Annotated in this window: 18 protein-coding genes; 10 read left to right on the forward strand and 8 right to left on the reverse strand. The window is 43.5% G+C overall.

Going from position 1 to position 21,826, the window contains the following annotated elements:
- Positions 1 to 6 precede the first annotated feature (6 nt).
- The gene (gene rlmE / locus ACM2FC_RS12825) at positions 7 to 636 is read right to left on the reverse strand and encodes a 23S rRNA (uridine(2552)-2'-O)-methyltransferase RlmE (protein ID WP_498481320.1); all 630 of its coding nucleotides are present in this window, start codon (positions 634 to 636) and stop codon (positions 7 to 9) included.
- A gap of 103 nt (positions 637 to 739) precedes the next feature.
- On the opposite strand from rlmE, the gene yhbY reads away from it, so the two are divergent.
- Positions 740 to 1,036 (forward strand): ribosome assembly RNA-binding protein YhbY, encoded by a 297-nt coding sequence (yhbY, locus tag ACM2FC_RS12830; protein WP_498481321.1) that lies wholly within the window; start codon positions 740 to 742, stop codon positions 1,034 to 1,036.
- 87 nt (positions 1,037 to 1,123) lie between these two features.
- On the opposite strand, the gene greA is transcribed toward yhbY, so the two are convergent.
- The gene (gene greA, locus ACM2FC_RS12835) at positions 1,124 to 1,597 is read right to left on the reverse strand and encodes a transcription elongation factor GreA (RefSeq protein ID WP_498481323.1); all 474 of its coding nucleotides are present in this window, start codon (positions 1,595 to 1,597) and stop codon (positions 1,124 to 1,126) included.
- Between the two features lie 688 nt (positions 1,598 to 2,285).
- On the opposite strand from greA, the gene ACM2FC_RS12840 reads away from it, so the two are divergent.
- Together ACM2FC_RS12840 and dacB are read left to right on the forward strand one after the other, a co-directional pair.
- Positions 2,286 to 3,404 (forward strand): porin, encoded by a 1,119-nt coding sequence (locus ACM2FC_RS12840; protein WP_498481324.1) that lies wholly within the window; start codon positions 2,286 to 2,288, stop codon positions 3,402 to 3,404.
- Positions 3,405 to 3,533: 129 nt separating this feature from the next.
- The gene (gene dacB, locus ACM2FC_RS12845; RefSeq protein ID WP_498481325.1) at positions 3,534 to 4,991 is read left to right on the forward strand and encodes a serine-type D-Ala-D-Ala carboxypeptidase; all 1,458 of its coding nucleotides are present in this window, start codon (positions 3,534 to 3,536) and stop codon (positions 4,989 to 4,991) included.
- 42 nt (positions 4,992 to 5,033) lie between these two features.
- Here the strand turns inward: dacB and ACM2FC_RS12850 are convergent, their stop codons facing one another.
- Together ACM2FC_RS12850 and ACM2FC_RS12855 are read right to left on the reverse strand one after the other, a co-directional pair.
- Positions 5,034 to 5,390, reverse strand: a complete 357-nt coding sequence (locus tag ACM2FC_RS12850) for a hypothetical protein (RefSeq protein ID WP_498481326.1) — start codon at positions 5,388 to 5,390, stop codon at positions 5,034 to 5,036.
- A 227-nt stretch (positions 5,391 to 5,617) separates the two neighbouring features.
- Positions 5,618 to 5,800, reverse strand: a complete 183-nt coding sequence (locus ACM2FC_RS12855) for a hypothetical protein (RefSeq protein ID WP_498481327.1) — start codon at positions 5,798 to 5,800, stop codon at positions 5,618 to 5,620.
- A 26-nt stretch (positions 5,801 to 5,826) separates the two neighbouring features.
- Between ACM2FC_RS12855 and ACM2FC_RS12860 the strand changes: the two genes are divergently transcribed.
- Positions 5,827 to 6,291: a YbaN family protein gene (locus ACM2FC_RS12860; RefSeq protein ID WP_498481328.1), complete on the forward strand. Its 465-nt coding sequence runs from the start codon at positions 5,827 to 5,829 to the stop codon at positions 6,289 to 6,291.
- A gap of 27 nt (positions 6,292 to 6,318) precedes the next feature.
- On the opposite strand, the gene tyrS is transcribed toward ACM2FC_RS12860, so the two are convergent.
- Positions 6,319 to 7,506 carry a tyrosine--tRNA ligase gene (gene tyrS, locus ACM2FC_RS12865; RefSeq protein ID WP_498481329.1) on the reverse strand — a complete coding sequence of 396 codons (1,188 nt, stop codon included), beginning with the start codon at positions 7,504 to 7,506 and terminating at the stop codon, positions 6,319 to 6,321.
- 129 nt (positions 7,507 to 7,635) lie between these two features.
- On the opposite strand from tyrS, the gene shyC reads away from it, so the two are divergent.
- From shyC to ACM2FC_RS12880, 3 genes are all read left to right on the forward strand, one after another.
- Positions 7,636 to 8,928, forward strand: coding sequence for a peptidoglycan DD-endopeptidase ShyC (gene shyC, locus ACM2FC_RS12870; RefSeq protein WP_498481330.1), 1,293 nt, complete (start codon positions 7,636 to 7,638; stop codon positions 8,926 to 8,928).
- 101 nt (positions 8,929 to 9,029) lie between these two features.
- A complete protein-coding gene (locus ACM2FC_RS12875) occupies positions 9,030 to 12,020 on the forward strand; it encodes a PAAR-like domain-containing protein (RefSeq protein ID WP_498481331.1) in 2,991 nt (996 codons plus the stop codon).
- Positions 12,013 to 13,128 (forward strand): hypothetical protein, encoded by a 1,116-nt coding sequence (locus tag ACM2FC_RS12880; protein ID WP_498481332.1) that lies wholly within the window; start codon positions 12,013 to 12,015, stop codon positions 13,126 to 13,128. The genes ACM2FC_RS12875 and ACM2FC_RS12880 overlap by 8 nt, the downstream gene beginning before the upstream one ends.
- 57 nt (positions 13,129 to 13,185) lie before the next feature.
- On the opposite strand, the gene ACM2FC_RS12885 is transcribed toward ACM2FC_RS12880, so the two are convergent.
- The 3 genes from ACM2FC_RS12885 to erpA all read right to left on the reverse strand — a co-directional run bounded on the left by ACM2FC_RS12885 (position 13,186) and on the right by erpA (position 17,845).
- Positions 13,186 to 16,281 (reverse strand): efflux RND transporter permease subunit, encoded by a 3,096-nt coding sequence (locus ACM2FC_RS12885; RefSeq protein WP_498481333.1) that lies wholly within the window; start codon positions 16,279 to 16,281, stop codon positions 13,186 to 13,188.
- Between the two features lie 14 nt (positions 16,282 to 16,295).
- Positions 16,296 to 17,393, reverse strand: coding sequence for an efflux RND transporter periplasmic adaptor subunit (locus ACM2FC_RS12890; RefSeq protein WP_498481334.1), 1,098 nt, complete (start codon positions 17,391 to 17,393; stop codon positions 16,296 to 16,298).
- Positions 17,394 to 17,503: 110 nt separating this feature from the next.
- Positions 17,504 to 17,845, reverse strand: a complete 342-nt coding sequence (gene erpA / locus ACM2FC_RS12895; protein ID WP_237360959.1) for an iron-sulfur cluster insertion protein ErpA — start codon at positions 17,843 to 17,845, stop codon at positions 17,504 to 17,506.
- Between the two features lie 251 nt (positions 17,846 to 18,096).
- Between erpA and hemL the strand changes: the two genes are divergently transcribed.
- The 3 genes from hemL (at position 18,097) to rsmC (ending at position 21,826) form a co-directional block, all read left to right on the forward strand.
- Positions 18,097 to 19,389 carry a glutamate-1-semialdehyde 2,1-aminomutase gene (gene hemL, locus ACM2FC_RS12900; protein ID WP_498481335.1) on the forward strand — a complete coding sequence of 431 codons (1,293 nt, stop codon included), beginning with the start codon at positions 18,097 to 18,099 and terminating at the stop codon, positions 19,387 to 19,389.
- A gap of 219 nt (positions 19,390 to 19,608) precedes the next feature.
- On the forward strand, positions 19,609 to 20,694 hold the full coding sequence (locus ACM2FC_RS12905; RefSeq protein ID WP_498481336.1) for an AI-2E family transporter: 1,086 nt from the start codon (positions 19,609 to 19,611) through the stop codon (positions 20,692 to 20,694).
- A 94-nt stretch (positions 20,695 to 20,788) separates the two neighbouring features.
- Positions 20,789 to 21,826 (forward strand): 16S rRNA (guanine(1207)-N(2))-methyltransferase RsmC, encoded by a 1,038-nt coding sequence (gene rsmC / locus ACM2FC_RS12910; RefSeq protein WP_498481337.1) that lies wholly within the window; start codon positions 20,789 to 20,791, stop codon positions 21,824 to 21,826.

Below are 21,826 nucleotides of genomic sequence, written 5' to 3' on the forward strand. Positions count from 1 at the left end.
AAACAGTTAGCCTTTGTAACCAGTCGCTACAATGTACACTTCTCGGGAGCGAGCCCTTGAAGAATCAGGCTTTCTGATCTTCACCGTTCTAAACATATCGCGCACTTCTTGCACGTATTGGTCGAAGCCTTCTCCTTGGAAAACCTTAACAACAAAACTACCATTAGGAGCGAGAACTTGTCGACACATATCTAATGCTAGCTCAACCAAATACATAGCGCGCGGTTGATCGACGGATAAATTACCAGCCATGTTCGGAGCCATGTCCGACATCACAATATCAACCATATCTGGTTGAATTCTTTCTAATAATGCTTCAAGCACAGAATCTTCGCGGAAGTCACCTTGTAAAAACGCAACCCCAGCGATGGAATCCATTGGTAAAATATCGCAGGCAATCACTTGCCCGTCATTACCAACTATATTGGCCGCATATTGAGACCAACCACCTGGCGCAGCGCCTAAGTCAACGACTGTCATCCCCGGCTTGAGCAACTTGTCTTTATTCTGAATTTCTTCGATTTTAAATATCGCACGAGAACGATAACCTTTCTTTTTCGCCTCATTGACGTATTTATCGTCAAAATGTTCTTTCAGCCAACGGCCTGAACTTGCAGAATGTTTTTGCTTACTCATTCGGTTTTAATGCCTCTGTCCAAATGAAAATATAGTCTTCGTTGATAGATGGCGTTAAAATAGCGCTTTTCAACCCTAATAGTAAAAATTAATTGGCCGCAAAATGAATTTAAGCACCAAACAAAAGCAGCACCTAAAAGGCCTAGCGCACAACTTAAAACCAGTTGTACTGATGGGCGCTAACGGTCTGACAGAAGCGGTACTAGCAGAAATCGAAATCGCGCTTGATCACCACGAACTGATCAAGATAAAAGTTGCCTCAGAAGATCGTGAGACAAAACAGTTGATTATCGACGCTATCGTTCGCGAAACCAACGCTGAAAAAGTACAAACCATCGGTAAAGTGTTGGTGTTGTACCGTCAATCTGAGCAAAAGAAAATTGAGCTACCGCGCAAATAATGCTCAGCTCATGATGAAGAAAAAGGTCGCGAAAGCGACCTTTTTCATTTAGTAACAAAATATGACTACAATAATTTAATCGTACGATTAAACGTACTCAACCTTGTCAATTTCGAAATCTTTATCACCGCCCGGTGTAGAAATCACCACTTCGTCACCTTCCATCTTACCGATCAGGCCACGAGCAATAGGCGAGCTCACCGAAATACGCGATGCTTTGATGTCCGCTTCATCATCACCCACGATTTGATAGGTCTTTTCTTCATCAGTATCCACATCAATGAGGGTAACTGTTGAGCCAAAAATGACTTTACCTGAGTTATCCATTTTGGAAACGTCGATAACTTGTGCAACAGATAGCTTGTATTCGATATCGCGAATTTGCGCTTCGCAGATCCCCTGCTCTTCTCTTGCCGCGTGGTATTCAGCGTTTTCTTTTAAATCGCCTAACTCACGAGCTTCTGCAATTGCAGCGGAAATCAGTGGACGTTGTTTGAGTAATTTATCTAATTCTTCACGCAGTAATTGTTCACCGCGTACTGTCATTGGAACTTTTTCCATTTCATACCTCTACGCCAAAGCGAACTTTGGACAAAAAAAACCTACCCAACCAGCTCGGTTGGGTAGCGTTCAGTTGATCTTATTTTCTTCTAGTGTAAACAAACTTTCATACTAAATCATCTTAAATCCCGACAAATCTCTTATCGCCACGCTATCGGCTGACGTGCGTTATATACGAAGGTGGAATCGTTTGCTTAAATCCCTTTAACAACCTTACTCTAACACGTTGTTTTGTGGTTACGACTTCTTGAAAATTACCCAGCAAACAATCTAAAAAACGCTGTTTTAAATTGTAAAAAATACTGTTCAAAATAAAAAAAACTAAAGAAAAAAAAGTTTAACACTGATCACAAAATGAAAAATAAGATTATTTAAATCAATACTTTGATATTTTTTTACCAGCAAGTAAAATCAGCGCACTTTAGGCATTTATATCATTTTACTAACCAAGTAAGGAACTTTAACGGTAAAACATCCGCAGTCATTGCACGAATTCGCTTTGATGCTGAGTGGGAATTTTCCTGCGATGCTAGCTGATTTGGAGCAATACCAAGAGAACATCGAACTCGATTGGAGCTCCAGTAGAGACTCAATTGAAACTCCAGTTGATATATCAGCTTGAATCGATAGTGCTCATATATAAATAACTAACTATCTATTTATGGACAGTAAATTAGGATTTAATAAGATGAAAAAGACTCTGATTGCTCTTGCGGTATCTGCTGCAACACTAGCATTTGGTGCAAACGCTGCAACTACTGCTAACTACAATGCAGAAGGCAACGACGGTAACGTGACTGGTACTACTCTATACAGCGCTGGTAACAACAAAGTTATCATGAACGGCCGTGTTGAAGCGATTGCTCTTGAGCAAAGCGGTAAAGTACAAGATGCTTCACGTGTACGTATCGGCTTAGGTGGCATCTCTCAAATCAACGATAACCTATACGGTGTTGGCTACTGGCAAGGTCAGTTCACTACTAATGACCAAGGCGTAACAGACAACAGCTCTACGAACTCTTCAATGACGACTCGTTATGCGTATGCTGGACTTGGTGGTACTTTCGGTCAGGTGACTTACGGTAAGCAAGACGGCACGTTAGACAATGTTACCGATATGACTGATATCATGGCATACTTCGGTGACAACGCATCAACTAAACTAAACGTTGGTGACCGCCCAGATAACACTGTTACATACCAAGGTTCTACGGGTAACCTTACAGTTAAAGCTAACTACCGTTTCGCTGATCAAGGCACTGATAATGGTGGCGCTATCACAGGCAACCAAGAAAATGGTTACTCTGGTTCTGCTCTATACGCAATCGGAGATACTGGTGCTAAAGTAGCAGCAGGTTACGCAAACCAAAACAGCTCTAACGAGTGGATGGCAGGTGCTGGTTACACTATTGCAACTCAGGACGACGGTAGCTTCTATTTCGGCGGCCTATACACTCACGGTACGTTCGACTACGATAAAACTGCTGCGTTCACTGGTGCTGTTGGTTCTGATAACAACCCTTACGGCTTCACTGGCGACCAAAAATATAAAGGCTACGAAGCAGCAGCATCTTATACAATAGGTAAGACTGTGTTCACTACTACGTACAACCGTGCGAAGACTGGTAATGACACAACTACTGATCTAGCTGCAGTTGATGCAACTTACTACTTCACTTCAAACTTCCGCTCTTACGTAGGTTACCAATTCAACCTACTAACAGCTGGTGATACTGTTGGAGCAACAACAGTAAGTAAAGCTCAAGCGGGCGACCAAGCTGTCGTAGGTATGCGCTACGACTTCTAATTTGGACTCAATGTCTAAATCGTATACTAACGCCTGCTTTTGCGGGCGTTTTTTTATGGCGAATTTTGACAATCATTAATTAGAATTAAGGTTATACTCAAAGTCTTAGCGCTTGAAATGGACTTTGCTATGGCCTTGAATTTATTACAGCTTCGCTTTTTTTTCTCTACTTCAGTATTGTTTTTTGTTTTGCTTATTAGCACAAATAGCTTTGCTTACTTACCGAGCGAAACCCTTCCTCAAGGCGCACGCAGCACGTTAGTGGTGCAAGATTTAAAAACTGGCAAAGTGCTGATGCAATCGGGTAGCAATGAAGACTTTTTCCCACCCGCTAGCACCTTAAAACTGATCACCGCTTTGGCGGCGAAATTAGAACTTGGCAATAGCTTTCGCTTTCATACCTCGCTAATAAAGTCCGGCAACGATTTGGTGTTTAACTTCTCAGGCGACCCGACCTTAACCACCAACGATCTCAAAGACATGATTAAAAAGGTGGCAGAAGATGGCATTCAAACCATCAAGGGTGATATTTGGCTAAATGGCAGCGCATTTAATGGCTACGAGCGCGCTATTGGCTGGCCTTGGGATATTTTAGGGGTTTGCTATAGCGCGCCACCAGGTGCAATCAACTTGGACGAGAATTGCGTGCAGGCTTCAATTTCCACACCTAACCCATCTCCATATAGCGACAAGACCCATGTTTACGTGCCGGAGCATCTTCCGATTCACGTCGCCAATAAAGTGATTGCCGTGAGCAGAGATGAGCAAGAAGAAACTCACTGCGCGTTGGAGCTTCTTACCTCATCGAACAACCACTACACACTTAAAGGTTGCGTGGTAAAACGTCGAAACCCGATACCACTCAAATTTGCTGTGCAGCAGCCAGAGCTTTACGTTACCCGAATGATTTATACCTTGCTTAAAAAGCAAGGCATTCGCCTTGAAGGGCAAATCAAAGTAGGCAAGCCAGCTATTAAACGCGGTGAACTGATCGCTTCACACCAATCCAAACCGTTGCCTGAGCTACTTGAGACAATGCTAAAAGAGTCCGACAACCTGATTGCCGACACCATCACTAAAGCCATTGGTGCGAAATATTACAAACAACCAGGTAGTTTTAATAACGGCACAGCAGCCATCAAAAAGATTGTTCTCGATAAAACAGGCATTGATTTAGAGCATGACAGAATTGTCGATGGTTCTGGGCTTTCTCGCAACGATAGAATCACCCGCGCCAATATGAGCGCCATTCTCCGTTATATCTGGAAGAACGATAAAGAATTAGGCTTGATTGACATTATGCCGGTGTCTGGCAAGTCGGGCACATTGCAATATCGCCGCAGCATGCGCAAGGCACCGATCAAGGGCAATATTATCGCTAAAAGTGGCAGCGTCTATGGCACCTACAATATGGCGGGCTTTGGGTTAGATAAACAAGGTAAACCCAGTACATTATTCGTTCAATACGTAGCCGATTATTTTGTAAAAAAAGATAAAAAGGCGAAGAAGACCGTTCCACCCATTACCCAATTCGAGAAAGCTTTCTATCAAGAAGTGATAAAACTAAGCCGCTCAGTCCATCCTTAAGCTAGGTTAAGACTGGACTGAGCGGCTATAAAAACCTAAATATCACCAAGCTAAATAAGCTGAGACGCCAGATATCACTCCAACTAAAGCCATGCTGGCTAGACCAATTGGAGTGATAAGCCATTCGAATGAATTACTTTTTTTATGCAAACCAAGTTGATTGATAAAATACCGAGCATGATGTTGATGCCCTTGCTGTTTAAGCTCATCTAACAACGAATTCACGAAACTTATTGGGCTGGTTTGCAAAATTGCAATTGCCTCATCCATCGGCATGACTGTTAATAAGTGCACTTGTTTATCGCGCTCATAGCGAAAAAACGCATTTCGCGCCGCATCAATCTCCGCTTTAGAATAGCGGGACTGCTGTTCATTTAATATATTATTCATTACCGTCATAACAAATCCCCCACAAGGTCTTTTAAAACCCGATTAGGTATGACCACCAATTACAACGCACTTACACGCAAAACAAAGCTTCATGTCCTTAAAGCCTTATCGTGGCAATCGCTGCTTAGCGCGTGTTGACCTTTTGAGTTCAACACGCCCTAGGTACTAGGTAAATAGATGAGAGGTTTGCTCTCTACCGCGAAATGGTAGGAGCTGTAGGCACTTACCGACGCAGATTATTCCTTACCCAATACCGTTTTCACTCCCAAACTGGGAGGATGGTCGGCATTGATCATAAAGTTCTCCATAACTGCTGTCCCCCTGACAGCCAACATACGGTAACAAAAATAGTGACTGAGAACCGTTATCTTACCCTCAGTAACAAGATTTATTTGCTTTTCAACTTTGACCAACGCCATACTTTTAATACAAAAGGAGGTTGGCGATGATTTCTTGCAAGGCTAAATCAAAACAAAAAAAGTTCACTAGAGAGTATATCAAGCGCAAAGGCTATATTTGTGTTGGCTGGACCAGCGTGATCTTAGGAATGATCGGCGTGACTGTGCCGCTGCTTCCTACTGTTCCTTTTATTTTGTTGGCTCTGTACTGCTTTGGTTGTGCTTCTCCTAAATTTCAGCAATGGTTACTGAATCATAAACGTCTTGGCCCACTCGCTCGCCGCTTGCAAAGCAAAAGCGGTCTAACGGTAAAAGAAAAAGTCCAATCGTTGGTCCTTATCTGGATATCGATGGGCGCGGTTTTCTACTTTGTCGCTCTTGGCACTCACTGGCAGTGGGCAATACTAGGCTTAATCGCGCTTGAGACTTGGTTTATTTTACGTTTTAAAACCCATTACCCAGATAAAGAAACATCTGAAATAGAATCGACAGACACGAAAAAAGCGCCATAACGGCGCTTTTTTAATGCAGATCTAGAATTACACTAGCGTCACGCGAGCAAACTTACGCTTACCAACTTGAACCACGTACGTACCGGCTTCAAGTACCGATTTCGCGTCGGTCACTTTTTCGCCTTCCACTTTTGCTGCGCCTTGCTTAACCATACGCATCGCATCAGACGTTGACGAGCAAAGTGACGCCTCTTTAAGCAGGTTGCTGATTGGCATGCCTACTTCAAATTCAAACTCAGGCATCACATCTGGCACCGCGCCTTTTTGGAAGCGGTTGATGAACTCTTGCTCGGCTGCATCGGCATCCGCGTCAGAGTGATAACGAGCAATGATCTCTTTGGCTAGCAAGATCTTTATGTCGCGTGGGTTCTTCCCTTCGGCAACCGCTGCTTTAAATTCTGCAATTTCGCTTAATGGGCGGAATGACAGTAGCTCGTAATAGCTCCACATCAAATCATCAGAGATCGACATGATCTTACCGAACATCTCACCCGGCGCTTCGCTAATACCAATGTAGTTATTTGCCGACTTAGACATTTTCTTCTCACCGTCTAAACCAACCAGAAGTGGCATCATCAACACAACTTGTGGTTTCTGACCGTTCGCTTTTTGCAGCTCACGCCCCATCAGCAGGTTGAATTTTTGGTCCGTACCGCCAAGCTCTACGTCTGTTTCCATTGCCACTGAATCGTAGCCTTGTAGAAGTGGATACATAAATTCGTGAATAGCAATTGGCTGGCCACCCGCATAACGCTTTTTGAAATCATCACGTTCAAGCATGCGAGCAACCGTTTGATTGGCCGCCAGACGAATCATGCCTTCTGCACCAAGCTCAGATAACCACTCAGAGTTAAACTGAATCTTAGTTTTTGCAGGATCTAGAATTTTGAATACTTGCTCTTTATACGTTTCAGCGTTACGTAGAACATCTTCACGTGTCAGCGGAGGACGAGTTGAGTTCTTACCTGTCGGATCGCCAACCATACCGGTGAAGTCACCAATAAGGAAAGTCACATCATGGCCTAGTTCTTGAAATGCACGAAGCTTGTTAAAGATCACCGTATGCCCAAGATGAATGTCTGGCGCAGTTGGATCAGCACCCAACTTAATGCGTAATGGACGCCCTTCTTTTAGCTTCTCAATAAGCTCTTCTTCTGGAATTAGCTCTTCAACGCCGCGCTTTATCTCGGCTAGTGCATGTTCAATGCTCGCCATTCTTGTTCACTCCCACAGATTTGGCAAAATTTTGATGGTGCACATCTTACTTGAATAGCGATGCTTTTTGAAACAAGTTAGACTAAACAATAGGACTTATTTATTTATGATGACCAAAACGAAGACCCGATGTTGTCAATTTTCGCTCGTTTACCATGGATGCACCGAGCACTTATTGCATTCTTTAGCGCTATCATAGTTATCGCGCTGTTTTTCTTTCCCGATACAAAAAAGCTTAAGCAAGAGAACAATCGCTATAAAGTGGGCAAAAATTACCCAATAGATATTGATACCAGCGATCTTGGCTCTAACTTGACCTCCCCATCGCTTAATCTTATTCGCTGGGAGAAATATACCGTTTCTTCTGGCGAAAGTGCCTCACGCCTATTTCAACGAATCGGCTTATCCGCTCGTCTCTTGTACGATCTCACTTCGGCAAGCAAGCACATAAAAAATCAGCTTACAAAGCTAATGCCGGGGGATGTGCTGGAGTTTGGCTTTGATGATAAAAATGAGCTGGTACAACTGAAGCGTGAACTTACCCCGTACGAAACATTCCGAATTTCACGAACGCCAAATGGCTTTGTCTCCGAGCTTGATAAAAAAGAAGTGCACTACCAATATAACTACGCTGAGGCTTCGATTGATTCTAACTTCTGGAATGCTGCTGTCGGAGCGGGGCTAACCCCAAACCAAATCATGGAGCTGGCGGGTATTTTTGGATGGGATATCGACTTCGCACTCGATATTCGCAAAGATGATGCCTTTAAAATACTGTATGAAGAAAAAGTGGTGGAAGGCGAAGTGATTGGCCGAGGTAAGATAATCGCCGCCGTATTCACCAACCAAGGCGATACCTTTACCGCAATATTAGATGATGTAACTGGCCATTATTATGATGAGAATGGCCGTGCGATGCGTAAAGACTTCTTACGTTCACCGCTCGATTTTCGCCGTGTAAGTTCAAACTTCAACCCACGAAGGCTTCACCCTGTGACTGGGCGAGTTCGGCCACATAATGGCACCGATTACGTGGCGCCTGTCGGTACACCTATCTGGGCAGCTGGTGATGGTGTTGTCACTAAATCCAGTTACGGTCAATACAATGGCAATTACGTGTTTATCAAACATAGCAATACCTATGTGACCAAATACCTACACCTAAAAAGCCGTAAAGTAAAAACTGGCCAACGAGTAAAACAAGGGCAAGTCATCGGTACTCTAGGCGCAACAGGACGTGTAACAGGTGCTCACCTGCACTATGAGTTCTTGGTTCATGGCGTGCACAAAAACGCCCGAACAGTAAAGCTGCCGCAGTCTAAATCTCTAACTGGTAAAGCAAAAGCAACGTTTGTTGCCAGCGCGAAAGAACGCATTGCCAAGCTTGACCAATACAGTAACTTGCTATTTTCAAGCAATTGACCGCCAATATCATTGCTACTTAATGACAAAAGTAGCAGTGATTTTAGGCAAACCTTCGTAACTGCTCCCAAATCCAAATTAACAGTCAATTTGACTATAATTTGAGCCAAAAGCTCTTTGCAATACGAAGTACCATATTTGCTTCGACTCATTTTGGCCAAGAGCAAACGGACATGCCAGTTACGATCAATGCGAATGGATTGAGTGTCGTCCACCAAGATTCTGAAGGTGTCGCAAAATCCACTCAACCCGATGTGTGTTGGACAACCATCGGTCCAGTTGTCGTGCCACTCCCTTACGATAACGTCGCAAAATCAAAACACTTAGCTGATGGCAGCGCTACCGTCTTCGCTGACGGTGGCAATAGCATCGCTATTGATGGCTGTAAGTTTGCCAAAAGTAAAGGCGATGAAGACGGAGATTCTAAAGGCGTTGACTCCGATACCATAAAAGCAAAGGCCGAGTTTATTAGTTGGTCGCCTACCGTCCGCATTGAAGGACAAGGTGTGTGTCGTTTATCTGATCAAATGAAGATGAACAAAGGCAATACCATGTGTATGGGCGGAGTACAGAATCCATCCATTGACATTGAACTTCCACCGGAAGAGCTGTTTACTCTAGAAATCCGTTGCCGCTACCCTGATGGAGAGCCACTGGTCAGCGCTCCTTTTGAAATGAAATCAAATCGTGGTGAGTGGCTCGCATCAGGCGTACTCGACGCGCAAGGTTATGTCAAAGTCCGTCAGCTACCCGACAGCCAAGCTATCATCGAATTTAAAGAGGATGCACGATCCTATTCTGTAAACGTAGCCCCACAACAAAACCCTCATCAAGACCCCCTTGAGAACGACGCCTTTTTTAAACTATGCGCTAAGTCTAAACGACTGTTCTGGAAACCTAGTCGAATAAAAGAACCTCACAATAGCTGGGGGCAATTTACTTTACCCGCGAGTAAAGATGAACAATTTATTCATATGCTTGCCCTTGAATGGCAGTCAATGCTTCCTTTGCGAGTGAGTAAGCAAGACTGCGAAACACTAACCAACCGACTATTGGCCTTATTCGACATACAACAAGAGAAAAGTGAAACCACAGAAGAAAAGCGCTTACATTTAACCATGGGATTGATGCACCAGCTTGCCTCGTTGGTTAGTCCAGAAGGACTAATTTTAGCTATATATACCGAAGTCGATAGCGAAGAATCTTACAACACCTTGATGGCCGTTTTGCGAGATAAAGGCTATGGCAACCCCGTCGATTACACCGAACAATTTGATTGGCAAACTGAGCGTTTAAAAGTCACGCGCCACCTTGATACACTGCTTGAACAATTACAAACAAGGCTAGCAGATCTACAATCTCGCGCTTGCGCCATGAAATACAAAGTCTTAGAAGACAGATACCAGCAAATCGTTAATCAGCTGAAAGATTTAAAAATTCAACTTCCCGATTGGATCAAACAAGCCAGTGATGACATCGAGCAAAAAATTGACTCAATCAAACAAGCTGATCCCACAGTGCATGTCACAGCTCCCTTCTCTGCTGGTTTTGCCACACCGGCTGGTTCTACTCAACAAATCGTTTATACCGCCAAGCAATACAAAAAGATCACCTTTGATGATCCATCGGAAAAGATCTTACGTATCGGCGTGTTCTTCGATGGAACTGGGCATAATAACCGTAATGATGAATATAAGGAAAAGCGAGGGAATAAATCGCGCTCTAATATTGCGAGGTTGTTTGAGGCATATCCTGTGGAGGCTGGGAAAAGCGACAGAATTTACGTATCTGGCGTTGGTACTGTAGATGGTGCTTATCTTAATCCGAAAACCATTGACGACGGAGAAGACGAAATAAAGCTAGTACAAGGCTTTGGCGTCTCTTTGGAAGACATATTGATACCAGATCTAGATATGCTAGAGAAAACTGGGGCGTTTTATAAATGGCAATCTTTAATCAAACAGCTGAATATTATAGCAAAACGAGAAGAAACAAACTATGACATCATTACAAAAGTAGAATTCGATGTATTTGGTTTTAGTCGAGGAGCTGCATTAGCAAGACATTTTGTCAACGCGGCTTTAGTTGGACTACCAGACTATGACAAAATAAGAAAAGGTCCCGATGGTTTAGATATCACACCCAACTTACTCGGCACTAATACCTCTAAACGATTTAATTCAAGAGTTGGTTTTGAAATTGATACCAAGCGGAAAGTCAGCATTCGATTTGTGGGGCTATTTGATACCGTTGGCTCATTTTATTGGCCGGGAAATGATAATGAAGGGGATTTTCAGCTTGAGCTAAAAGAAGGCTGTGCGAAAACGGTTGTTCACCTCTGCGCTCATCATGAATATCGAAAAAACTTCCCTTTAACTTCACTCAAAATCAACGGCCAGTTACCCCAAAACTTTTTTGAAGAAGTCTTTCCTGGCTCTCACTCAGACGTTGGTGGTGGATATGCTTCAATAGAGCAATACAACCGAGAAGATCTTCCTGATAGATATAAAATACCAACTGTGGAAACCTACAATCGAGAGCTAGTAAGAACCACCTCTTACAAAGAAGAATATGAAGAAATACAAAGCAAAGAGCACAAAAAAGCGAATGGAAAATTAAGAGCCGATCGATTTATGCAGCATACCCGCAACGAAATGGAGCATCACTGGAATAAGGAATGTTTAAAACAACACGAACAATATGGCCAAGTAAAGTGTAAAGGGCACAATCTGCACTTCTACCGTTTACAACCTATCAGCAACGCACTTTCAGGTTTATCACAAGAAAGAATGAAACAGCAAGCTGCATTGAGTGGGGTTCGCTGGCAAGAAAAGTTTTATTTTCAATCTGTTGATTTTTCCAATGATAAAACGTTATTTCTTTTTTCTATCGAGTTAAACAAAAAAGCTTTGGGAGTAATCTCTGAAAAGCATTGGACGCCAATAATCAAGCCTCAAAAAAAATTACTCGTCCATCGTCCTCATGAAGCACTTATTAGCCCTGGATATGAATCTGTATTTGAGCTTATGGTTAATCGGCCCACCTACGGGGCGAATGAAGAATTAAGAAGGCAGGTATTTGATAATGCATAACTTTAAATCATACATCGCTTTTTCTACTGCTTTGCTTTTGACTTTTGGATGTTCTAGCTCGGATAAACAAGCAGATATTTTTCATAAAACAGTAGCGACTATAGGTAATTCAGGCAGCACTACTGGACCACATGGAGTGCTCAATATGTGGCTAGAGGACACCAGAGGTGGAGCTGCTGGTTTTGGTTATGGAGCCATCAATGGCTACCCAAGCGCCAGTGCTGGCATTAGTATTAGTGTGCCAAAACATATAGAGGGGTTTTGGGCCAAACTAGATCCAGAAAATAGAGAAATAGTTGGCTACTATAAAATCTCAGTGCCTATTGACAGCCAGCTTGCAGCAAAAAAAATTGAAGCTCTGAACCGATATTATAAAAACTTTAAACGCCAAGACGGCACTATGCAGGTAATAGTCGATAGCTCTAGAGTAAGAGTATATTTAACCAAAAATTGCTACCCAAGATGGGATGACTGCACTGCCAATGAAAACGCAGACCCAAATGGCTATGTTGAGCGCTCTCCAACCAATAGCACTGATGTCGTAAAACTGTTTGATGGCATTGGGGAATCATCCAAAATTCCATTTCCAAACTCCCCATTTGATCAAAGGATAATCAATAGAAAACTTGAACTAGGCCGATCTGCTGATCGGTTAATCATCCATGATGGTCAAGGTAACGCTGAAACCTACGGTTCAGGAATCGCGAATCCAACTCATATTACCGCCTTCTGGAGATCGTTTGGACGTGATAATGACTTTAAATTCAACGATATAGATACATATTATCGCCTCGATACTTCATTAGATGGCGACGAAACGGAAGCTATCATTCAAACCATGCGAAATTACTACCGTAATTTCAACGGTGCACAAGGCGGAATTTATGTGACCACTGATAAAGACACACTCTCAGTTATCTATTCAAATTTTTGCTTTGACGGTGTTAAAGACTGCACACCCAAAACTGGTGCAGATCCCAACCATCTCGTCAAATACTCAGACATCCTACAAACAAACTATGTGATTATTTATCAGGGAAAAGCAGAGATATCAGAAACCCCTTTCCCAGACGGACCTGATTACAGTGAAGCTAAGCTTTCTTATTAAGTAGGCTTCTATAATAAAAAACTCACCGCGCTTATTTTAAGAGTAGATCAAGTTGATCTACTCCTGCTCAACCACCTTCTTCTCCCTTCCCAACATCAATAAACATGGCGTTAAGACAAGAGTTAACAAGGTCGCAAAAGCCAAGCCACCAGCAACAGCCGTCGCGAGTTGCGACCACCACTGAGTGCTCGGTGCGCCAAATTCGACTTTTTGATTAATGAGATCGATATTCATCTCCAGCACCATTGGTAGCAAGCCTAAAATGGTGGTGATTGTGGTGAGCAATACTGGCCGTAAACGTTGCACTCCTGTTCGCAAAATTGCATCTCGCTTGGCTAGTCCTCGCTTAATTAGCTGGTTGTAGGTGTCTATCAATACGATATTGTTATTGACCACAATACCTGCCAGAGCGATGACCCCTATTCCAGACATGATAACGCCAAATGGCTTTTGGAAAATGAGCAACCCTGCAAATACCCCAACGGTAGAAAAAACTACCGCACTTAAAATCAAAAATGCTTGGTAGAAGCTGTTGAACTGAGTAATCAAGATTAGGCCCATTACGGCCAACGCAATAAGAAACGCTTTTTGTAAAAACTCGGACGAATTTTGTTGTTCTTCATTTTGGCCTCGAATATTAAATGCCACACCTGTTGGCAAGTCTAACTTCGACAAAGCCTGCTTAATTTTTGGCAGCTCTAGGGCTAAGTTGTAACCGTCTTTCATATCGGCAACAATTTTAAGAACTCTTTGCCCATCACGACGTTTAATCGTTTGTTGCTTAGGCTTGGGAACTATCTGAGCAAAGTTAGTTATAGGAACCATACCCGCAGGCGTTTTAATTCGTAGCTGATCAAATCGGCCAATATCCCGTTTGTGCTCTGGATAGCGCACAAGAATATCCACTTCTTCATTCGCATCATCAGGCAAATAGTCGCCAAGCCGTAAACCATTAGTCACAAACTGAACCGTATTGCCAACTAAAGTTGCATCAGCAGCAAATCTAGAGGCGTTGTCTCGGCGAATATCCACTTGCCAATCTATCCCACCTTTATTTGATGTATCACTAATGTTAGTAAATGCTGGATTCCCATCAGCCCATTGTCTAACCATCTTTGCCGCGCGATCTAAATTCTCAGGTACTGTTGAAGTCAGTTCGATTTCCAAATCGTTCTCAACCGGTGGACCCGCATCTGGGAACTTGTATTCTATTTCAACCCCAGCAAATGTATCAGTCGTCTGTTTTAGCTCTTCAATAATCTCTCGCACTTTGCGGCGATATTGCCAATCAACTGGCGTAATTTGGATTTGCCCGATACCATCATCACCACCTGTTTTTGTGTAGACACTCTCAAACTCTTTGTGGTGAAACATGACCTGCTCAATATCACGCATGATTTTGTCTTTCTCATTGATGGATAAATCTCCATGCGAACGCACTTTTACTGTGAAAAATGGAGGATCAACTTCTGGGAAAAACTCTGCGCCTAATCCAGCCTTTACGTAAGTGACTCCCACTCCAATAGCGAGCAAAATTGCTGCCAGTAATATTTTCCACGGATGATCAACTGCAATGGAGAGTATTCGATAGTATACGCGTGTGATACCTGTAGCCTGAGAAAAGTCGCCTTCGTGCAGAGCCACCATCTTAATTCGGTTAGCTTCTGTCACATTTTGCGGCCGGCCGATGATACTGCCGAGGACAGGAACAAACAGCAACGCCATCATCAAAGAAGCAGCCAAGGTTGCGATTAGGGTTATCGGCAAGTATTTCATAAACTCACCGGTAGTATCTGGCCAAAACATCAATGGCGCAAAGGCAGCTAACGTCGTAGCCGTTGAAGCGGTGATCGGCCAAGCCATTCGCTTCGCTGCATCAAGATAAGCTTGCTTCCTGTCTATGCCTTCTTGCATACGCCGATCAGCGAACTCTGTCACCACTATGGCCCCATCAACAAGCATACCGACAGCCATAATCAATGAAAACAATACGACAATATTGACAGTTAGCCCAAATATAGAGAGGACAAGTAGGCCCGTTAAAAAAGAGCCTGGAATAGAGATACCCACAAGTACGGCAGTGCGAACACCTAAGATAGCAATGATAACGATGACAACCAGAATAATGGCAGACAAAACATTATTTTGCAGATCATTGAGCATGGTTTTCACTTCTTTCGACTGATCCCAAGTGTATTTCACCTGCAAGTTACTTGGCCAATCTGGTCTTGTTTGTGCTGCAGCGAGAACCTGCTTCACTAAATCGACGGTTTCAATAATGTTCTCGCCTGCTCGCTTTTTCACATCAAGGACAATCGCTGAATTGCCATCCATTCGAGCATAGCTATCAGGATCGCGAAAAGAGCGGCGCACAGAAGCAACGTCAGAAAACTTGACCACTTGCTTGCCGTCAATTTTAACGGGTAAATCAAGCAAATCAGTGAGCGAGTCAAATACCGAAGGAACTTTTACGGAAAAACGGCCATAGCCAGTATCGACATACCCCGCTGGTACCACTCTGTTATTGAGTGAGATTAAATTGAAGATATCAGCTTGATCTAATCCGTAGCTTTCCATCAATAGTGGCTCGACCAACACTTCGAGAATATCTTCTCTATCCCCAGCAATATCTACTTCGAGAACCTGTCGGTAGCTTTCCAATTTATCTCGAAGCTTACGAGCGATTTGAACGATGGTTCGCTCAGGTACGGTTCCGTAAAGCACCACAGACAATACGGGTTCAGCGGACGCTAAAGTAATTTCGTTTACGGTGGGCTCATCTGTATCGTCTGGCAATTTAGGTTTCGCTAGATCGACTGCATCTTTCACATCTGACATCGCCTCAGCAAGGTCAACGCCAACGCTAAATTCTAACGTAATCGACGCGTGCCCTTCAGCAGCGCTGGCTGTCATCTCTTTTACGCCTTCAACCGAGCGCAACTCTTGCTCAATGGGACGAACTAACAGCCTTTCAGCATCTTCTGGTGATATACCTTGGTGAGTGACGGAAACATAAATAATCGGAATAGTAATATCTGGGCTAGATTCTTTTGGGATAGTGATATACGTAACGATACCAGCGATGAGAATCATGACTAACAAGGTAAGCATCGTTCGTGTGCGAGATAAAGCAGCTTCAATAAGTGAGTACATACTATCTCTCCTTGCTAGGGCTTAACGCTATCCGATTTAACCGCAATGACAGCGTCGCCATCACGTACAAAGCCCTGACCCACAGTGATAATGTCAGCACTATCGCCTAACCCTGCCAACCAAACCCCGTCTTGTTCCGCTTTGACGAGATCAATTGGCACAAACTGAACATGATTATTTTTTAGAGTTTTAACGCCTAGGTTGCCATCTTTATCGAGTGCGAGCATGGCTGGCGTAATTTTTATTGCCGGAGTTTGCGCTAAATTTAACTCGACTTCCGAACTCACGCCCGCTGGGATGTTTTGCGCTTGATTGTTTACTTCGATATCGATAGGAAATGTATTGGTGGACGTGGACGAAACTTTCGATACATATCGAACATGGCCAGTTATTTTGGTGCCATCGATAAACGTAACTTTCGCTTGCTGCTTGGGTTGAATAAACTGAATATAGCGTTCACTAACATCGGCTTCGATTACAAGTGGAGTGATATCAATCAAGTGCGCCACTGGATCCCCTATTGCAACGTAATCGCCTAACTCGATGGGCAAATTGTCCACAATACCTTCAAAAGGTGCACGAACTTCAGTATTGATTAAATTTCTTTTCGCACTTTCTACATCTGCTTTGGCATCCACCAGCTCGGCTTCAGCAGTAAAAAAAGCCACTTCTCCCTGCAGGCCTCTATTACGGAGAGACTTTGATGCATTGAACTCTTTTTCTCTTACTTTCAACATCGCCTGAGCTTTAGCGAGTTGTATCGCTAGATCTGCCTGATCGATTTTTGCGATTATTTGCCCCTTCTTAACCGAATCGCCTTTTTTAACTTTTAATTCAACGATGGTTCCGGGGTATTCTGCAGCTAGGTTCGCTTGTTTATTGGGAGCGGTTCGGCCATAGAGCTCAAGAACTTTGAAAGTAGGCTCGGCTTGAAAAGTTTGATAGGCCACTTTGGCAAGTGGTGCCTTGTTTGAAGCTGACTGAGATTGTGTGGGGATTTCTTCTGACTTCAGGCTTCCTAGACCTAACCACAAGCCAAGAAGCACGACAATAACAATGGATACGAGCCACGGTCGAGAAGAGAATAGGCCACCAATTCGTGACAAAAACATAAGCAATCCCTCGAGTTGCGTTGACAGCTGTGGCTCTCTCGTCAATGCACTCTGCATGACATCCTAATATGCAGGGTTTTGTCTTTTCTTCTTTTTTGGTTTAAATATTTTTAAACGCTAAAGGAAGCTCCACAGCCGCAAGTTGTGGTCGCATTAGGATTGTCTACAAAGAATCTTGCCCCTTCGAGGCCTTCAGTATAATCCACTTTACCACCGACTAAATATTGCAGGCTCATTGGATCTACGACCAATGTTACTCCGCTATTTTCAATCGTCGTGTCACCATCATTTACTTTTTCATCGAAGGTAAAACCGTACTGGAACCCACTACAGCCACCACCAGTAATGTACACACGTAACATCAATGCTGGGTTTTCTTCTTCTGCGATCAACGTTTTAACTCGTGATGCTGCAGCATCTGAAAAAGACAAAGGGATATTTACTTCGCTCACGACGACCTCTCTCATTCGTGCAATTCTACCACTTACTAATATTTATTCGTGGTTGTTCAGCTCAATTCTAGTTCTGAAGATTATCTTATATGTTACTAAATCGTTCAAGTATTCGGATTGTGTTCGCTGTTTTGTACAGGTATCAAGTATCAATTTTGCACCATTTATGAGGATAAATCGTTTTTCGAACAGCAATTGAAAGGTACAATGCTGGGCCTATTGGTCCGAACAATCAACAGAAGGATAATTCCATGACCAAATCATCAGAGCTATATCAAAAGGCCCAACAAAGAATTCCTGGTGGCGTTAACTCCCCAGTTCGTGCTTTCAATGGCGTGGGCGGCTCACCTATTTTTGTCGAGCGTGCAGATGGCCCTTTGATTTTTGATGCCGATGGTAAAGCATATATCGATTATGTAGGTTCTTGGGGGCCGATGATTTTAGGCCATAACCACGCAGCTATCCGTGATGCGGTCATCGCAGCAGCACAACGTGGATTAAGCTTTGGCGCACCGACGGAAGTAGAAATTCAAATGGCTGAGCTTGTATCTGAGCTTGTCCCTTCTATGGAACAACTCCGTATGGTAAGTTCTGGTACAGAAGCCACCATGAGTGCAATTCGTCTGGCTCGTGGCTACACTGGCCGAGACAAAATTCTTAAGTTTGAAGGTTGTTACCACGGACACGCAGACAGCTTGCTGGTTAAAGCTGGCTCTGGTGCTCTAACACTTGGTCAGCCAAGTTCTCCCGGCGTTCCTGCTGACTTTGCTAAACACACGTTAACCGCGACATTTAACGACTTGGAATCTGTGCGCGAATTGTTTGAAGCAAATAAAGATCAAATCGCTTGTATTATCGTCGAGCCTGTTGCTGGCAACATGAACTGTATTCCTCCAGTTGAAGGCTTCTTGCAAGGGCTACGTTCGATCTGTGACGAGCAAGGTGCCCTACTAATTTTCGATGAAGTAATGACAGGTTTTCGTGTTGCATTAGGTGGTGCTCAAGCACATTACGATGTTCACCCAGATCTGACTACTTTAGGCAAAGTTATTGGCGGCGGCATGCCTGTCGGCGCTTTTGGCGGCCGTAAAGAAGTAATGCAACATATCGCTCCAACTGGGCCAGTCTACCAAGCGGGAACCCTATCAGGTAACCCAGTAGCAATGGCAGCTGGCTTAGCGTGCTTAAACGTCTTGAAAGACGAAGGCAACCACAAGCGCCTAGCAAGCAAGACAAAGCAACTTGCTGATGGCTTTAAATCACTTGCCGACAAACACGGTGTGCCGATGACAGTAAGTCAAGTTGGTGGAATGTTTGGCTTTTTCTTCACTGAGCAAGAAAAAGTGACATGCTATGAAGAAGTGGCTAAGTGCGATGTTGAGCGCTTCAAACGTTTCTTCCACTTAATGCTTGACCATGGTGTTTATCTAGCGCCGTCTGCGTTTGAAGCGAGTTTTACTTCTCTAGCTCACAGTTCAAAAGAGATTGAAGCGACGCTAGAAGCCGCGGATCAATGTTTAGCGATTATCGCTTCTGAAGCTTAATTTTAAATACCTTGACTCTAAGGGCTGAGTTCTCAGCCCTTCTTCCCGCCAACAGACCTTTTAGGTCGTTGTGAGCCTCAGGTCAGTTTTTCACACCATTTTTCCTGTTTTGACATTTTTTTGTTATTCACATAGCTCATCAATAGCTTGTGCATTGATATATCGCGAGTTACCAGCCATGATACATCTGGTCACTAAGACTTCACGATGGACTGCCTAATGCCAAAAAAGGTCATTATTTCTCCTAGCCAATGGGTGATTATCATTGGCTTGCTTGCTGCTGCATTTGCTTGTTATTTGCTAGTCAAGCCCTATATCAACGCAATTGTGATGGCGTTTATCATTTCATTACTGATATCGCCTATCCATGCTTGGCTGGAAGGCAAATTGCCTACTCATAAAAACTTATCTGCATTTCTGAGCTGCACTATTTTAACGTTTATTATTGTGCTGCCACTGACTTTGGTATTCGTCTCTATCGTCAATCAAGGAGCCGTTTTTTCACAAAACGTCTATAAATGGGGAACGCACGGCGGGATTGAATCCGTAATCAATCATCCGCTGGTATTAAAAGTGGTATCGCTAATCAATAGCTACTTGCCATTCGACAAAATAAACCCACAGAATATCGCTCAAAAGCTGGGGCAGTTAGCGACAACGCTTGGAACCGATCTCGTTGGTATCAGCGCAAAAGTGCTTGGTGATGCGACCAACTTCTTAGTGAACTTTTTCTTAATGCTGTTTGTCTTGTTCTTCTTGCTAAGAGATCACGATAAGATCATTTATGCGCTTCGCCACGTTGTACCACTCTCTCGCTCTCAAGAAGACAAACTGCTTGATGAAATTGAAGAGGTTTCAAAGTCTGCTGTAATGGGTTCGTTCTTGACGGCTCTAGCTCAAGGTGTCGCTGGAGGCCTTGGAATGTGGGCAGCTGGATTCCCTGGGCTATTTTGGGGAACAATGCTCGCGTTTGCCTCATTTATTCCCGTTGTTGGTACTGCACTAATCTGGATCCCTGCATCGATATATCTTTATTTCACTGGTGATACTGGCTGGGCAATTTTCTTGGTGATATGGAGTGTTGCTGTTGTGGGTTCCATTGATAACTTGCTACGGCCATTCCTAATGCAAGGTAATTCTGGAATGAATACCTTACTGATGTTCTTCTCTCTTCTTGGAGGGCTGCAGTTTTTTGGTTTGATCGGGCTGATTTATGGGCCAATCATTTTTGCTGTCACTATGGTGATGTTTAAGATTTATGAAGAAACCTTTCAAAATTTCTTGGACGATCAAGACAATAGTTAGCCTCCGAAATAATGACTTCAAGCAATGCGTGGTTTGTGCGAGAATCACGCCTCTTTCATTGAACCACTCCTGATTACGAGAACGGCCATCACTTATGTCTGCTTATACTGCTCCTAGCCAAATAGCCCAACGTCAACTTGAATACTTTAACGGTAAGCACGTGCTTGTGGCTGGCGAAGCTGAAGATATGTTTCCAATCGAGCTATCACAGCATTGTGAGTCCGTGTCTATTTTTACTACCCATTACGGTTATTACCGCAAACTTCAGTCCCACTCTTCTGTTCAATGCTATTTTGGTGCCGACTTTACTGAGCAAACCAAGAACGAGCGAACTCAAGCTGATATGGTTCTGCTTTACTGGCCAAAAGCCAAAGCCGAGGCAGAGTTTTTACTGGCAATGTTAATGGATAAGTTGGGCAAAGAGACCGAAATCGTCGTCGTAGGAGAAAACCGATCTGGCATTAAAAGTATCGAAAAGATGTTTAAGCCTTATGGGATAATTAAAAAGTACGACTCTGCGCGTCGCTGCTCATTCTACTGGGGTGTTTGTTCTGAGAAAGCGGCACCTTTTGATCTAAGCAAGTGGTTTAAAAGCTATCAAGTCCAATATAAGAACACTGAAATTGAGATTAAAAGTTTACCTGGGGTGTTCAGCCACGGTGAGTTTGATATAGGCAGTCGCCTACTTCTAGACAATTTACAAGAGCTGCAGGGAAAAGTGCTCGACTTCGGCTGTGGCGCAGGGGTGATAGGCTCAGTAATTGCTAAGCTAAACCCAAGTGTTGAGATAAACATGTGTGATATTAGCGCTCTCGCCATTGAATCCAGTAAAGCGACGCTGGCAGCGAATGGCTTAACTGGCAATGTCTTTGCGTCTGATGTTTATTCCGATACAGATGATGATTACCAATTCATTATCAGCAACCCACCATTCCACTCAGGGCTCGAGACCAGCTACCAAGCAACAGAGACCTTACTTGCCCAAGCACCTAAACACTTAGCTACGGCAGGTGAGCTTTATATCGTTGCCAATAGTTTTCTAAAATATCCACCGATTATTGAGCAAGCTTTTGGGCACTGTGAAACAACAGATAAAACCTCTAAATTTGCAATTTACTACGCCAAGAAATAG

The organism is Vibrio sp. A37 (assembly GCF_059777565.1).